The organism is Janthinobacterium sp., from assembly GCF_031995485.1.
In the GTDB taxonomy this organism is placed as follows: domain Bacteria; phylum Pseudomonadota; class Gammaproteobacteria; order Burkholderiales; family Burkholderiaceae_D; genus Janthinobacterium.
This window is the reverse complement of sequence record NZ_DAMAGB010000020.1, coordinates 51,723-64,440: the sequence shown is the minus strand read 5'-3', so window position 1 is coordinate 64,440 and position 12,718 is coordinate 51,723. Positions and strand designations below refer to the sequence as shown.

Below are 12,718 nucleotides of genomic sequence, written 5' to 3'. Positions count from 1 at the left end.
TTGCACCACAATTCGCGCCACAGATTTATGTTACGCCAATAACATTTAGTTGTGCAACCACTTTTTTCTAATAACATCAAGAATACTTGCTGATACAATCCGCACTCCATATGAAATGATGAACGAAAGTAATACCATGCGACAAACTGCGGGCGCCAAGGCGCGCCAACTGCGGCTGGAACGGATGCAGGCCCTGGTCAAAAGCTCGGGTCCTGCACTGTTGAGCCGGGTTGCCGAATTGCTCGGTGTGACTGAAATGACGATCCGCCGCGACCTGGCGGCCTCGGAGTGCGCGTTGTCCTGCCTGGGTGGATATGTTCTGGAGGCAACATTGCCGGCGGCGGGCGAAAAATACGTGCTGGCCGAGGAGCTGGACCAGCATACGGTAAGGAAGCGCCTGGCCTGCCAGCGCGCCGCCACGTTTGTCGCCGATGGCGACATGCTGTTCATCGACTGCGGCACCACCATGGTCCACTTTGCGTCGGCGCTGCCGGCCGACATCGCGCTCACTGTCGTATGTTATTCCATGAACATTGCCGACATCCTCAGCAAGCGGCCCAATACGCAGCTGATACTGCTGGGCGGCCTGTACCAGCCATCGTCGGCCACCTTCTATTCGGAAGAGGCGGTGCAGTACCTGGGCCGCCTGGGCGTCAACAAGGCGTTTATTTCGGCCGGCGGCGCCGATCCGGTGCGCGGCGTGAGCTGCTCGAATTTCCACGAGGTGGCGATCAAGCAGGCGGCCATCCGCAGCGCCACCGAGCGTTTCCTGGTGGTCGACGAGAGCAAGCTGGGGCGCGTGCGCACGGCGTTTTTCAGCCCGCTCGACGTATTCTCGAAAATCGTCGTCGGCGGCGAACCGGAGCCTGCCCTGTGCCGCCAGTTCCATGGCTGGCCGCTGGAGATCGCGGCGGCATAGGCTGATGCCGCATCGGCACTGGTGTTACCATCAAGCATGGATTGGCGCTGGCGCCAGGCAGTACAGGAAGACGAAAGCATGAAGCAACGAGCACGGACACGGCTGATCGCGACAGTCTGCTGCGCCGCCGCGCTGCTGGCGGCGGGCATGGCCCGCGCCCAAGGCTTGCGCATGGTCAGCGAACACCTGCCGCCGTCGAGCATGATGGAGGGCAATGTCGTGGTCGGCCGCGAGACGGCCAAGGTGCGCGAGCTGCTGGCGCGCGCCCGCATCCCCTACACGATCGAACTGCTGCCTTGGAAGCGCGCCTATGCGCAGGCGCTGCGCGAGGCTGACACCTGCGTCTATTCCACCACCCGCACGCCCGAACGCGAAGCGCTGTTTCGCTGGATCGGCCCGTTGAACGAAGCGGAATGGATATTGTACGGACTGGCCAGCCGGCACCTGGCCCTGCACACGCTCGACGATGCGCGCGGGCTGGCGATCGGCACGGTGCTGGGCGATGCGCGCGACGACTACCTGCGCCAGCGCGGGCTGCAAACGGCGCCCGTTACGCAGGAGTGGCTCAATCCGCAAAAGCTGCTACTGGGCCGCATCGACCTGTGGGCGGTCGGCATGGCGGTGGACAGCCGGCCGTTTGCCGGCAAGGAGTGGGAAGGCATGGTGGTGCCGCTATTGACCTTCAACCGCGTGCAGACCTATCTGGCCTGCAACCGGCAGGTACCCGAAGCGCAGCTGGCCGCGATGCAGCGCGCCGTGAGCGCCATGCGCCGCGACGGCGCCATGGCGCGCCACGATCTGGTCAAGTAACGCTCACGCTTGCCACAGGCGCACGCAATTGCGTCCGTCGCGCTTGGCCTGGTATAGCGCCTGGTCGGCATGGCTGTAGGCGTGTTCGAACGCGGTGCCGGCGCGGTTCCAGCTGACGCCCACGCTGACGGTGACGGACCGCGTGATCGGCGCCGGCTGGCGCCGCGCGGCGATGGCGTCGCAGATATCCTGCGCCACCTGCCGTGCTTCCGCCAGCGAAGACGTGGGCCAGACCACCGAAAACTCTTCGCCGCCGACGCGGCCGATCTTCGCGTGCTCGCCCAGCAGCTGCTGCAGGCACTCCACCACGGCGCGGATCACGCCATCGCCGGCCGGGTGGCCGAAGTCGTCGTTGACCTGCTTGAACAGATCGATATCGAGCACGATCAGCGCCATGTCGCCCTGCGCCAGGCAGCGCTGCGCATGGTCGATCACGGCGCCGCGATTGAGCGCGCCGGTCAGCGGATCGTGGGTGGCGCGGTATTCGAGCTGGCCGGCCAGCGTCTGCAGTTCGCGGTTGAGCACATGCATGTCGCGCTCGGCGCGGTCGCTGCGGCGGATCAGGCGGCGCGTCTCGCGCATCAGGCGTTCGTAGTGGACAATCAGCTCGCCCAGCATGCGGCGCTGTGCCTCGCCGCTGGCGCCGTCGTCGGCATGCAGCTGGCGCGCGGCCGCCAGCGCCGCCGCTTCCTCGGTAAACAGATCGGGCTCCATGCTCGAGGCGGACATCTGCGCGCCCATGTCCTAGCCGCCCACGGCGTGGTCGTGGAAGTCCAGCGCCGTGAAGTCTTGCTGCAGTTCCTGGCCGAATTCCAGGATCGTGTCGTCATCCTCGTCGTGGTACCAGTTCAGGCGCACGCGGTTGCCGTCGATGGCGGCCTGGTTCAGGATGTCGAACAGCGTAAACAGCATCTTGGTGCTGGAGCTGTTGAAGTAGGCCAGCGACACATGCACGGTGATCTGCGCATCGTGGCAGGTCTCCACGTAGTTGCGCACGGCGGCGTTCAGCGGACCATAAAAGGCGGCCGCGTTTTCGGGATACGACTCGCCCTTGATCGACAGGATGTGCTGGTCGAAGCGGAAATCGATTTCGGGCGAACTGGGGGTCGCGGCGAGGAACAACGGTGGCAGGGTGGACGGTGATTGCATATGCTTTCCTGGTTCGGCTCTTTCAGATGATGGCTTTGATGCAGAAGATGGTGCTGCCCGGCTCCTGCGGATCCTGGGCGAATTCGAATTCCAGCGGTTCGCTGGCGTCGCGCGCCAGCGTCAGGAAACCCAGGCCCGCGCCCTTGCTGTCGGCCGGCGCTTCCTCGCGCAGCGCCTTTTTGTAGGCCAGGCGGATTTCGTCCATCGTCATCGAGTGCAAGGGTTCGAGCCGGCTGCGGATCTGCGCCACGTTCTCGGTCGAGACCGGATTGGCGCACAGCAGGAAAAAACTGTCGCCGCGCGTGCCGATGCAGAACGAGCCGCGCCGCATCTGCTGGTCGAGCTGGGCGTTCGGCACCAGGCTGTCCGAGGAGTAGTGCATCACGTTCTGCGACATCTCGATAAACGAGGAAAAGATGCGCCGCCGCGTCGGGCCGGCCGCGCCAGCCGTGTCCAGGCGTGCCTTGATGGTCTCGGAAATGGCGCTGACCACATGCTGCGAAAAGTAGCCGGTGTAAAAAAAGATGATATTGCGCTTGCGCGCCACATCCCAAAACTCGTTGAATTCTTGATACAGCACGTCAGTGCTCCTGGCTGGTTGTCGATGCGGTTGTCGAGGAACGTTACGCCTACAGGCGGAAACAGAAAAAGGTCAGGTCGTCGCGGCGCGGCTGCGCGCCCTGCCAGGCGCCAAAGTCATGCAGCAGTGCCTCGGCAACCTCGCTGGCCGGCGCTGCGCGGCGCGCCAGCAGCTGCTCGCGCATGCGCCGCTTGCCGTAGGCGATGTCGCGGCTGCCGCCGATCTGGTCGAGCAGGCCGTCGGTGGTGACAAACAGCAGGCTGCCGCGCGCCACCTCGATCGCCTGGTTGTGCCAGGCGTGGCCGGCCGGCGTGTCGATGTAGCCCACGCCCATGCGCGCGCCGTCGAAGCACAGCACTTCCTGCTGGCCCGGCGCGACCACGTACAGCGACTGTTTGGCACCGGCGAAATGCAGCTGCCGGCTGGCCGCGTCGTAGCAGAGGAAGGCACAGTCCATGCCATCGTTCGAGCCGGCGGCGCCGCTGCCGGCGCTGTCGTCCTGGCCCAGCAAGGTCTTGATGGCGCGGCTGACGGCACCGATCAGGGCGGCCGGATCGTGCGGACCCAGGTCGCGCAGCGCCTGGCTCAGGGCCGACGAGGCGATCAGGGTCATGAAGGCGCCCGGCACGCCGTGGCCGGTGCAGTCGGCCAGCGCCGCGAACCAGCCGCCCGCATGCCGTTCGAACAGGTAGAAGTCGCCGCCGACCACGTCGCGCGGCTGCCATTCCAGGTGCGCGTCGGGCAGCGCCGCGCGCAGTTCGGCCGACGAGGAGCGCAGCAGCGCGCGCTGGATCACGCTGGCGTAGTCGATGCTGTGCATGATCTGGCGGTTTTTTTCGGCCTGCATGGTGGCCACCACGTTCATCAGCTGCAGGCCGAAGCCGACGCCGGCCAGCGCGCCATCCTCGGTGATGATGAAGCCGTCGGCCAGCGCCTTTTCGCCCGCTTCGACGGCGCGAAAAGTCAGGTCTTCGATGCTCATGGCCGCGTCGACGATCAGCGGCTCCTTGTCCATGAAGGCGATGCAGCTCTTCTTGCCATAGACCTCGTGATAGAAGGGCTTGGACATCTGCGACATGAAGATATTGCGGCTGATCAGGCCGATCGGGCGGTCCTGTTCCGTGACGGGCAGGCTCATCATGTCGCGCCGCTCGGTGAACAGTTCAAGCACGGCGAAGTTGTTGGCGTCGGCCTGCACCGACTCGGTGGCGATGCACAGGTCGGCCGCGACGGACGAGCGATAACGGGGAAGATGCAATCGAGAGGCGTTGAACTCCACGGGCGGCTACCTTTACAAGACGATCGGCGCCTTTGTTGCCACGGCTGCAAGGCGGCTGGCAAAAAGGCAATCTCGACATGGTAGCGTTCGAATATGACAGCATGATTACCGGCTTGCCAAAACCGTATGCAAAATGGCTGCATGGCAAGCTGGTGGATCAGTCCAGGCGGCTGCCCAGCGTGCGCGCCTGCGCCAGCCAGCGCGCGCGCTGCTGCTCGGTCGAGTCCAGGATGGGGCCGAAGCTGGCCACCTTGACGGGCTTGATGCCGCAAAACTCCAGCGTGGTCTTGCGCAGCTGGTGGATGCCGGGCATGCGGTAAATCCAGCGGTAGTACCACGGCGGCGTATCCATCGTCACCAGCAGCTGGGCCGTGCGGCCTTTCAACAGCTGGGCCGGGAAGGCCTTGCCGGGACGGTACTTGAAGGCATAGCCGGGCAGGAAGGTGCGGTCGAGAAAGCCCTTCAGCAGGGCCGGCGCGCCGCCCCACCAGATCGGATAGGCGAAAACCAGGTGTTCGGCCCGGCTGATGGCTTCCTGGGCGGCCACGAGGTCCGCTTCCAGCGGCTGCACCTGGCGGTAGCCTTGATGCAGGATCGGATCGAAATCGAGCTGGCCCAGGCGCAGTTCGCGCACCTCGTGGCCGGCGTGGCGGGCAGCCTCGGCATAGGCGTCGGCCAGCGCGGCGCAGAAACTGTCGGAAGAGGGGTGGCCAAGGATGACCAGGATGCGTTTGCTCATGACGGCGGCTTTCTTGGAAAGATCAGCCTTCATGCTAAAGCCTGCCCCTTACGGCAGAGTCAAGCGCCGCAGGCAATCGGCGATCTCCGTGTCGATGCCGGCCAGCTGCGCGTCGAGCTGCTGCAGGCGCGCAATCTCGGATCGAAGCTGGGCCCGCTTGGCGGCGATCTGCTGCTGCAGCGCGGCCCAGTCGGTGTCGTCGCCGGCGAGTATCGGCAGCAGCTCGGCCAGGCGAAAGCCCAGCGCCTGCGCCTGGCGGATCAGTTTTACCTGTGCCAGGTCCTGCTGCGTGTAGCGGCGGTAGGCACCGCTGCGCCGTACTTCTTTCAGCAGGCCCAGCGTTTCATAGTGGCGCAGGGCCTTGGGGGTGGCGCCCGTCAGGCGCGCCAGTTCGCCGATATACATGGTTTTTCCAGAGGTGGACTGCCGCGCATCTTAACGCAAGCGATCCACCGCGCGCTCACATCCTGCGTGCCGGCACTTTTTTTGCCGTGCAGTCGGCGCAGGTGCCGTACAGGGACAGCGCATGCTCATGCAGGACAAAACCGCGCTCGGTGGCGATCTCGTGCTGGCGCTGTTCGATGCCTTCGTCGACGAATTCGTCGACCTTGCCGCAGCCGGTGCAGACCAGGTGGTCATGGTGCTGGCCTTCGTTCAGTTCGAACACGGCGTGGCCCGATTCAAAGTGGCGGCGAAACAGGATGCCCGCTTCCGCAAACTGCATCAGCACGCGGTAGATGGTGGCCAGGCCCACATCGATTTTTTCGGCCAGCAAGAGTTTATACACATCGTCCGCGCTCAGGTGCTTGATGCTTCCTTCTTGAAACAGCTGCAGAATCCGCAGGCGGGGAATCGTCACTTTCAGCCCCGATTCACGCAGTTCCCTCAATATATCCATGTCTCCGATTCCTATATAGATGCAGGTAAGTACATATTATATCGCAAATGATAATCATTACTATTCTCATTTGAATCGATGTTGTGGATGATTCATGCGGCGGTGCGGCAATTTTTTGACCTGTGCAAGGAAAAACCGGACCGATATTGTGCCTTCCAGCACTATTTGATGTGGATCAAAGTTTTTGCTGCACCGCACTCTTAGACTTCGCTGCGTTACTTAACGATAAAAAAGAGGGAACTAGAATGAAAAAGTCCGCAACTAAAGCAGCAATCGTTTTGGCCGCCATCGGCGCATTCGCCGGCAACGCAATGGCACAGGAAAGCCCATGGCTGGTCCGCGCCCGTGTGGTGCAAATCGATACGGCCAACAAATCTGCTCCCGTTGGTGGCGTCGGTGCATCCGACCGTATTCATGTCAGCGACAAAACGATACCGGAAGTCGATATTTCCTACTTCTTTACGCCGAACATCGCGGCCGAACTGATCCTGACCTACCCGCAAAAACACGACGTCAAACTTGACGGCGTCAAGGCCGGTACCTTCAAGCATTTGCCGCCGACACTGTCGCTGCAATACCACTTCATGCCTGAAAAACAGTTCAGCCCTTACGTCGGTGCCGGTGTCAACTACACCAATATCTCGGACGTGAAACTGGGCGGCCTGCGCCTGGAACATGACAGCTGGGGCTACTCGCTGCAAGCTGGCGTCGACTACAAACTGGACAAGAACTGGTCGCTGAACTTCGACGTCAAGAAAGTGCAGATCCAGAGCGATGTGCTCAGTGCCGGCACCAAAGTCAGCAAAGTGAAAGTTGATCCATATCTGTTTGGCGTCGGTGTCGGCTACCGCTTCTGATCACTCCCTTCCGTCTTCTGCGGATGAAACGAGCCCACCATTGCGTGGGCTTTTTTTGGTCTGTCGTGAGCCCGGCACGCCAGCGTTCGCGGTAGTATCACGGCAGTACAGGATGCGGGGGCAGTAAATGATGGATTTGCATGCGGATATCGTGCCCGGCGCCAGCGCCGCCGGGTTTTCGCTCGGCGACGATTTTCATGCCGTGGTGGCGGCGATCGGTGCGTTTCGCCGCTGGCAGCCGGGACAAGGCCACCTGGCCGCACAGCTGGCCACGAATCCGGGGTGGCTGTACGTGGCGCCAGCGCGCGACGGGCAAGCTGCGAAGCACGGTGCATCGCTGTATTTCCGCAATAACTGCATCCGCCTGGGCTGCAATGCCGATACCAGGCGCATCTGCCGGATCGAGGTCGGCGCCGGCTATCAGGGCCGCCTGTGGGGCGAGGTGCGCGTGGGCGACACGCTGGCCAGCGCGATGCGCCATACGGAACTCCACTATGACAGCGGCGAGGAGCTGTATTATCCGCAGCGCCCGGGATGCGGGGGCGTGGCGTTCTACGGGCTGGAAGCGGGCGCCGGCACCATGCCGAACGTGGAGATTCAATTCATTGTCGTCGATGGCGCAGCGCTGGAGCGGGACTGACGCCGCGCTGCGCCGGCGGCGCGTATTGCCTGTAATGCCAACCCGCGCCTACAATTGCTGCCGACGGGCAACCGCCCATGCAACCTCATGAGATCAAGCGAGACCACCATGCCTTTGAGTTCCTACCTGAATACCCGTCCCGCGCTGGGTGAACGCGTGTACCTGCACGACACGGCGCAAGTGATCGGCGACGTGCAGATCGGCGACGACTGCTCGATCTGGTGCAACAGCGTGCTGCGCGGCGACGTCAACCGCATCGTGATCGGCGAAGGCAGCAATATCCAGGATTTCTCCATGGGTCATGTGTCGCACAAGAATGCGGCCAAGCCGGACGGCTCGCCTTTGACCATCGGCAAATATGTGACCATCGGCCACTCGGTGATTTTGCACGGCTGCACCATCGGCGACGAGTGCCTGATCGGCATGGGCAGCATCGTGATGGACGACGTGGTGGTGGAGAAAAACGTGATGCTGGGTGCGGGCAGCCTGGTGTCGCCCGGCAAGGTGCTGGAAAGCGGCCACTTGTACGTGGGCCGCCCGGCCGTCAAGCTGCGCGCACTGACCGATGCCGAAATTGCTTACCTGCGCTACTCGGCCGAGCACTATGTGCGCGTGAAGAACAATTATCTGGCGGGCAGGGACGACGCCTGAGGCGGCTCATCGTCCAGCTGGCGCAAGTCCGGGCACGGCGGGCTTGGGGCAGGAAACCGCCGGCCGGCATGAGAGCCGGCGAGCAGGCATCAGCCCTTCGGTGCGGCACCTGGCTGCGTGTACTTGTCGAAGTTGGCAATATAGTCGTTGAAGTTATCGGTCAGCATGCGCTTGTACTGCTCCGTGAAAAAAGCGACGGCATCGTCTTTTTCCTGCTGCATCTTGCTGACGTCATTGGTCTTGCTGGCCACCAGGAAGGCATTGAAGCGGGCCGCGGCGTACAGCAGCGAGGTCGCCACTTCGTTGGCGGGACTGTGCATGCATTGCTGGTTGGCCAGGGCGATGACCTGGTCGGCGCGTTCCCAGAATTCGGGGCCCAATGTGGGTTTGGTGGTCGGTGCGTTCATGGAATTCCTTATCAAAGTGCGCGCCAGTCTACACAGGGCACCGGCCACTGTCCAGCCAGATACGCGGCCTCAGGCGGCGTCCACGATCTGCTGCACCAGTGCCGTGACCGGCTGGCGGATGTCGAGCACCAGGCCCGCTTCGTCCGCCTGCAAGGGCTGCAGCGTGGCCAGCTGGCTGTCGAGCAGGCTGGCCGGCATGAAGTGCGAAGGGCGGTTGGCCACGCGCTGCTCCAGCACGGCGCGCGGACCGTCCAGGTGGGCAAAGCGCAGGGCCGGATCGCCCTCGCGCAACAGGTCGCGGTAACTGCGCTTGAGCGCCGAACACGACACCACCAGGCCGCGGCTTTCGCTGACAGCCTGGGCGATACGGTCGCGCAGGGCCGCCAGCCAGCCGGCGCGGTCAGCATCGTCGAGCGGCTGGCCGGCCGCCATCTTCGCCACGTTTTGCGCAGGGTGCAGCGCGTCGCCCTCGATATAGTCGACCTGCAAGCGCGCGGCCAGGCGGCTGCCGACGGCGCTCTTGCCGCAGCCCGACACGCCCATCACGACCCAACGCACGGCGGCGCCACGGTTGTTGATCGAGGGTGAGTCAGCCATCGTCATTCCTCCAGCGTCGCTTCCAGCAGGTCGATCTCGCGCAGCAGGCGCAGGTGAATGGCGTCATCGAGCTCGCCGGAAATACGGCGGCGGAACAGCTCGTCGCGCTCGGCGTTCAACGCTTCGAGGCGCAGCGAACGTTCGGCCTTGGCCAGTTCCTGCATGCGGGCCGCCTCGTCGTTGCTGCTTTCACCGTATGCCATGCGGCGCCGGTAGGCTTCGATCAGGCGATTCGCCGCTTCCGTGACGACCTGCTCCTTGCCATCGGTGCCAATGCCGGAACACACTTTTTCCAGCCGCGCCACGGCCGCTTCGGCGGCGGCCGAGCGGGCATTGCGCTCTTCGCTGGAACGGCGCGCCGGCGGCGCGAACACCAGGCCCTTGGTCAACAGCGGCAAGGTGACGCTGGCCAGTATCAGTGACAGCAGAATCACGCCCATGGCCAGGAAGATCACCAGGTCGCGCGCAGGAAAGCGGGTGCCGTCGGGCAGGAACAGGGGCAAGGTCAGGATGCCGGCCAGCGTCAGCGCGCCGCGCACGCCGGCAAACGAGGCCACCAGCAGCAGGCGCAGGCTGGGACGCGCCAGCGATACGTTGTCTTTCGCGTCCGAACCCTGGTTCGCCTTGTCGGCTTTTTTTTGCTGCTTGAACAGCGTCAGCTTCATCGAAATGGCGACCCAGATAAAACGCATGAAGGTCAGGCCGACGGTGATGGCCACCACGTACAGCGGCAGCTTCCAGGCGCTGCCGGCGCCCACTTCGGCCGAGGCCGCCTGCAGGCTGGCGATGGTGGTCGGCAGCTGCGCACCGAGCATCACGAAGATCACGCCATTCAAGACCAGCTGCACCGTATCCCACACGGCCTTGCGCTGGGTGCGCGTGGCGGCCAGCGGGCGGCCGATCAGGTCGGCGTAATGCATGGACACGCCGGCGGTGGCGGCGGCCAGGATGCCCGAGCCGTGGATCTGCTCGGCGCCCAGATAGGCGGCAAACGGAATCAAGATGCTGATCAGGATCTGCAGGCCCGGCTCTTCGCCGACCTTGCTGACCAGCCATTTGTTGGCCAGGCCCACGCCCCAGGAAATCGCCAGGCCGATCAGGATGCCGCCACCGGCTTCCTGCAGAAAGCTCAGGGACGCCGCGCCGATCGAAAAGCCGCCCGTCATCATGGCGCCGACGGCAAACGTGAAGCACACCAGCCCGGACGCATCGTTCAGCAGCGACTCGCCTTCGAGGATATGCATCAGGCGCGGCGGGATCGGGTTGCCGGCCGCAATCGCCGACACGGCCACCGGATCGGTCGGCGACAGGATGGCGCCCAGCGCAAAGGCGACCGCCAGCGGCACCGTGGGGATCAGCCAGTCGATAAAGAAGCCCATGCCCAGCACCGTAAACAGCACCAGGCCGATGGCCAGCATCAGGATGGAGCGCGCGTCGGAAAAAAACGCGCCTTTGGGTATGCGCCAGCCATCGAGGAACAGCAGCGGCGGAATGAACAATAAAAAGAAGATGTCGGGATCGAGCGGCACTTGCAGGCCGAACAGGGCCAGGCCCGTGCCGCCGGCGATCTGGATCAGGGGCAGCGGCAGCTTGACCCAGCGCGAGCGGGCGATAAAGCCGCACAGGACGACGGTCAGGACCAGGACGAGAATGATGGTAACGGTATGCATGTGTAGGGAAAAGGGCCGGCGGCGTGCTGAAAAGACGATTATAAGACGCCGCGCCCGCATGCCGCCGTGCGCTTGATGACGCTGGGCCGCGCTAGGTAACTTTGCTTACATACAACAAGTCGCAATCCGCGTAAAATTCCGGCATTCAATATCTTGCTGTTGGCTTTATTTTATTCACTGAAAGACTCTTTTTGTTCAAGAAAATCTGTATCGGCCTGCTGATTCTGCTGGGCCTCGTCCTTGTCGCTGCCGGCGCCGCGTATGCGTATTACTGGCGTCCCGCGCTTGCGCCCGTCAACCCGCCGCCGCCCGCGTCCTTTTTCGCCCAGGCTATCGAACAGGGCCGCATCCTGGCCGGCATGGGCAATTGCGCCGCCTGCCATACGGTCAAGGGCGGCGCCGACTATGCGGGCGGCCGCGGCCTGGCCACGCCGTTCGGCACCATCCACGCCACCAACCTGACGCCCGATCCGCAGACCGGCATCGGCCGCTGGTCGCTGCCGGCTTTCCAGCGTGCCATGCGCGAGGGCGTGGGCCGCAACGGCGAGCATCTGTTTCCCGTATTTCCGTACACGCACTTTAGCCATGTCAGCGACGCCGATCTGTCGGCGCTGTACGCCTACCTGATGACGCGCCCGCCCGTGTACGCGGTGACGCCGGCCAATACCGTGCCGTTTCCGTTGAACCAGCGCGCGCTGCAGGCAGGCTGGAAACTGCTGTTCTTCCGGCCCGCCGGCTTGCCGCGCAATGCCGCGCAAGGGGCGGACTGGCACCGCGGCCGCTATCTGGCCGAGGGCCTGGCCCATTGCGCCGCCTGCCATACGCCGCGCAATGCGCTCGGCGCCGAACTCGCCGGCTCGCCTTACCAGGGCGCGGCCATCGACCACTGGTATGCGCCGCCGCTGACGGCGGCCAACACGGCGCCGCTGCCGTGGACCAGGGACGAGCTGTATGCGTTCCTGCGTACCGGCGCCACCGCGCTGCATGGGGTGGCGGCCGGTCCCATGTCGCAAGTGGTGCATGAAGGCATGGATGCCTCGCCCGACGCCGATATCCGCGCGCTGGCTGCCTATTTTGCCGACCTGGCCAAACCGCAGGACAAGGTGGTGCCGCCGGTCGACAGCGCCTCCGTCATCCAGGCCGGCATCGACCGTGCGCAAAAAGTCGGCATGGTCGACAACGACCGCGGCGCCAGCCTGTACGTGGCCGCCTGCGCCTCGTGCCATTCGAACAGCGACGGCAAGCCGTCGCTGCTGCGCCCCGAACTGAGCCTGAACAGCGCCGTCAGCGCGCCCGATCCCGCCAACCTGATCCAGGTGATCCTGCACGGCGTGGGCCGCGACGAGGGCCTGCGCGACGTGCTGATGCCGGGCTTTGCGCAGTCGCTCTCGGACGCCGATATCGCCCAGCTGGCCGCGTATTTGCGCCGCAGCCGCAGCCATCAGCCGGCCTGGACCAACCTGGAAGCGACGGCGGCACGCCTGCGTGCCGGCAAGTAATCATCAAGAAAAGTCATACGAAA

General features: G+C 64.0%; 16 protein-coding genes. 6 read left to right on the top strand and 10 right to left on the bottom strand.

What is annotated here, in order from left to right; all coding sequences use genetic code 11:
- Positions 1 to 136 precede the first annotated feature (136 nt).
- Both RTQ46_RS13350 and RTQ46_RS13345 read left to right on the top strand, forming a co-directional pair.
- Positions 137 to 919, top strand: a complete 783-nt coding sequence (locus RTQ46_RS13350; protein ID WP_312437208.1) for a DeoR/GlpR family DNA-binding transcription regulator — start codon at positions 137 to 139, stop codon at positions 917 to 919.
- A gap of 78 nt (positions 920 to 997) precedes the next feature.
- Positions 998 to 1,729, top strand: a complete 732-nt coding sequence (locus RTQ46_RS13345; RefSeq protein WP_312437205.1) for a transporter substrate-binding domain-containing protein — start codon at positions 998 to 1,000, stop codon at positions 1,727 to 1,729.
- A gap of 3 nt (positions 1,730 to 1,732) precedes the next feature.
- Here the strand turns inward: RTQ46_RS13345 and RTQ46_RS13340 are convergent, their stop codons facing one another.
- From RTQ46_RS13340 to fur, 7 genes are all read right to left on the bottom strand, one after another.
- On the bottom strand, positions 1,733 to 2,458 hold the full coding sequence (locus RTQ46_RS13340) for a GGDEF domain-containing protein (RefSeq protein ID WP_312437204.1): 726 nt from the start codon (positions 2,456 to 2,458) through the stop codon (positions 1,733 to 1,735).
- Between the two features lie 15 nt (positions 2,459 to 2,473).
- Entirely contained in the window at positions 2,474 to 2,878 is a 405-nt protein-coding gene (locus RTQ46_RS13335; RefSeq protein WP_409518331.1) for a DUF1987 domain-containing protein, read from the bottom strand.
- 22 nt (positions 2,879 to 2,900) lie between these two features.
- A complete protein-coding gene (locus tag RTQ46_RS13330) occupies positions 2,901 to 3,458 on the bottom strand; it encodes a SiaB family protein kinase (RefSeq protein WP_312437202.1) in 558 nt (185 codons plus the stop codon).
- A 49-nt stretch (positions 3,459 to 3,507) separates the two neighbouring features.
- Complete coding sequence (locus RTQ46_RS13325) at positions 3,508 to 4,716, bottom strand: SpoIIE family protein phosphatase (protein ID WP_312437201.1); 1,209 nt, start codon at positions 4,714 to 4,716, stop codon at positions 3,508 to 3,510.
- A 178-nt stretch (positions 4,717 to 4,894) separates the two neighbouring features.
- Positions 4,895 to 5,476 (bottom strand): NAD(P)H-dependent oxidoreductase, encoded by a 582-nt coding sequence (locus RTQ46_RS13320; RefSeq protein ID WP_312437239.1) that lies wholly within the window; start codon positions 5,474 to 5,476, stop codon positions 4,895 to 4,897.
- 48 nt (positions 5,477 to 5,524) lie between these two features.
- A complete protein-coding gene (locus tag RTQ46_RS13315; protein WP_312437200.1) occupies positions 5,525 to 5,881 on the bottom strand; it encodes a MerR family transcriptional regulator in 357 nt (118 codons plus the stop codon).
- Positions 5,882 to 5,936: 55 nt separating this feature from the next.
- Positions 5,937 to 6,374, bottom strand: coding sequence for a ferric iron uptake transcriptional regulator (gene fur, locus RTQ46_RS13310; protein WP_312437198.1), 438 nt, complete (start codon positions 6,372 to 6,374; stop codon positions 5,937 to 5,939).
- Positions 6,375 to 6,619: 245 nt separating this feature from the next.
- Here fur and RTQ46_RS13305 point away from each other — a divergent pair, with 245 nt between their 5' ends.
- The 3 genes from RTQ46_RS13305 to RTQ46_RS13295 all read left to right on the top strand — a co-directional run bounded on the left by RTQ46_RS13305 (position 6,620) and on the right by RTQ46_RS13295 (position 8,522).
- Positions 6,620 to 7,231 carry an OmpW family outer membrane protein gene (locus RTQ46_RS13305; RefSeq protein WP_312437237.1) on the top strand — a complete coding sequence of 204 codons (612 nt, stop codon included), beginning with the start codon at positions 6,620 to 6,622 and terminating at the stop codon, positions 7,229 to 7,231.
- A gap of 127 nt (positions 7,232 to 7,358) precedes the next feature.
- The gene (locus RTQ46_RS13300; protein WP_312437196.1) at positions 7,359 to 7,871 is read left to right on the top strand and encodes a hypothetical protein; all 513 of its coding nucleotides are present in this window, start codon (positions 7,359 to 7,361) and stop codon (positions 7,869 to 7,871) included.
- A 108-nt stretch (positions 7,872 to 7,979) separates the two neighbouring features.
- Positions 7,980 to 8,522, top strand: a complete 543-nt coding sequence (locus RTQ46_RS13295) for a gamma carbonic anhydrase family protein (protein WP_312437235.1) — start codon at positions 7,980 to 7,982, stop codon at positions 8,520 to 8,522.
- An 89-nt stretch (positions 8,523 to 8,611) separates the two neighbouring features.
- On the opposite strand, the gene RTQ46_RS13290 is transcribed toward RTQ46_RS13295, so the two are convergent.
- From RTQ46_RS13290 to RTQ46_RS13280, 3 genes are all read right to left on the bottom strand, one after another.
- Positions 8,612 to 8,929, bottom strand: a complete 318-nt coding sequence (locus tag RTQ46_RS13290) for a DUF3144 domain-containing protein (RefSeq protein ID WP_312437195.1) — start codon at positions 8,927 to 8,929, stop codon at positions 8,612 to 8,614.
- 69 nt (positions 8,930 to 8,998) lie between these two features.
- The gene (locus tag RTQ46_RS13285) at positions 8,999 to 9,526 is read right to left on the bottom strand and encodes a gluconokinase (protein WP_312437193.1); all 528 of its coding nucleotides are present in this window, start codon (positions 9,524 to 9,526) and stop codon (positions 8,999 to 9,001) included.
- Between the two features lie 2 nt (positions 9,527 to 9,528).
- Positions 9,529 to 11,196 (bottom strand): Na+/H+ antiporter, encoded by a 1,668-nt coding sequence (locus RTQ46_RS13280; RefSeq protein ID WP_312437192.1) that lies wholly within the window; start codon positions 11,194 to 11,196, stop codon positions 9,529 to 9,531.
- 191 nt (positions 11,197 to 11,387) lie between these two features.
- On the opposite strand from RTQ46_RS13280, the gene RTQ46_RS13275 reads away from it, so the two are divergent.
- A complete protein-coding gene (locus RTQ46_RS13275; RefSeq protein ID WP_312437191.1) occupies positions 11,388 to 12,695 on the top strand; it encodes a cytochrome c in 1,308 nt (435 codons plus the stop codon).
- The last annotated feature ends 23 nt before the right edge of the window (positions 12,696 to 12,718 follow it).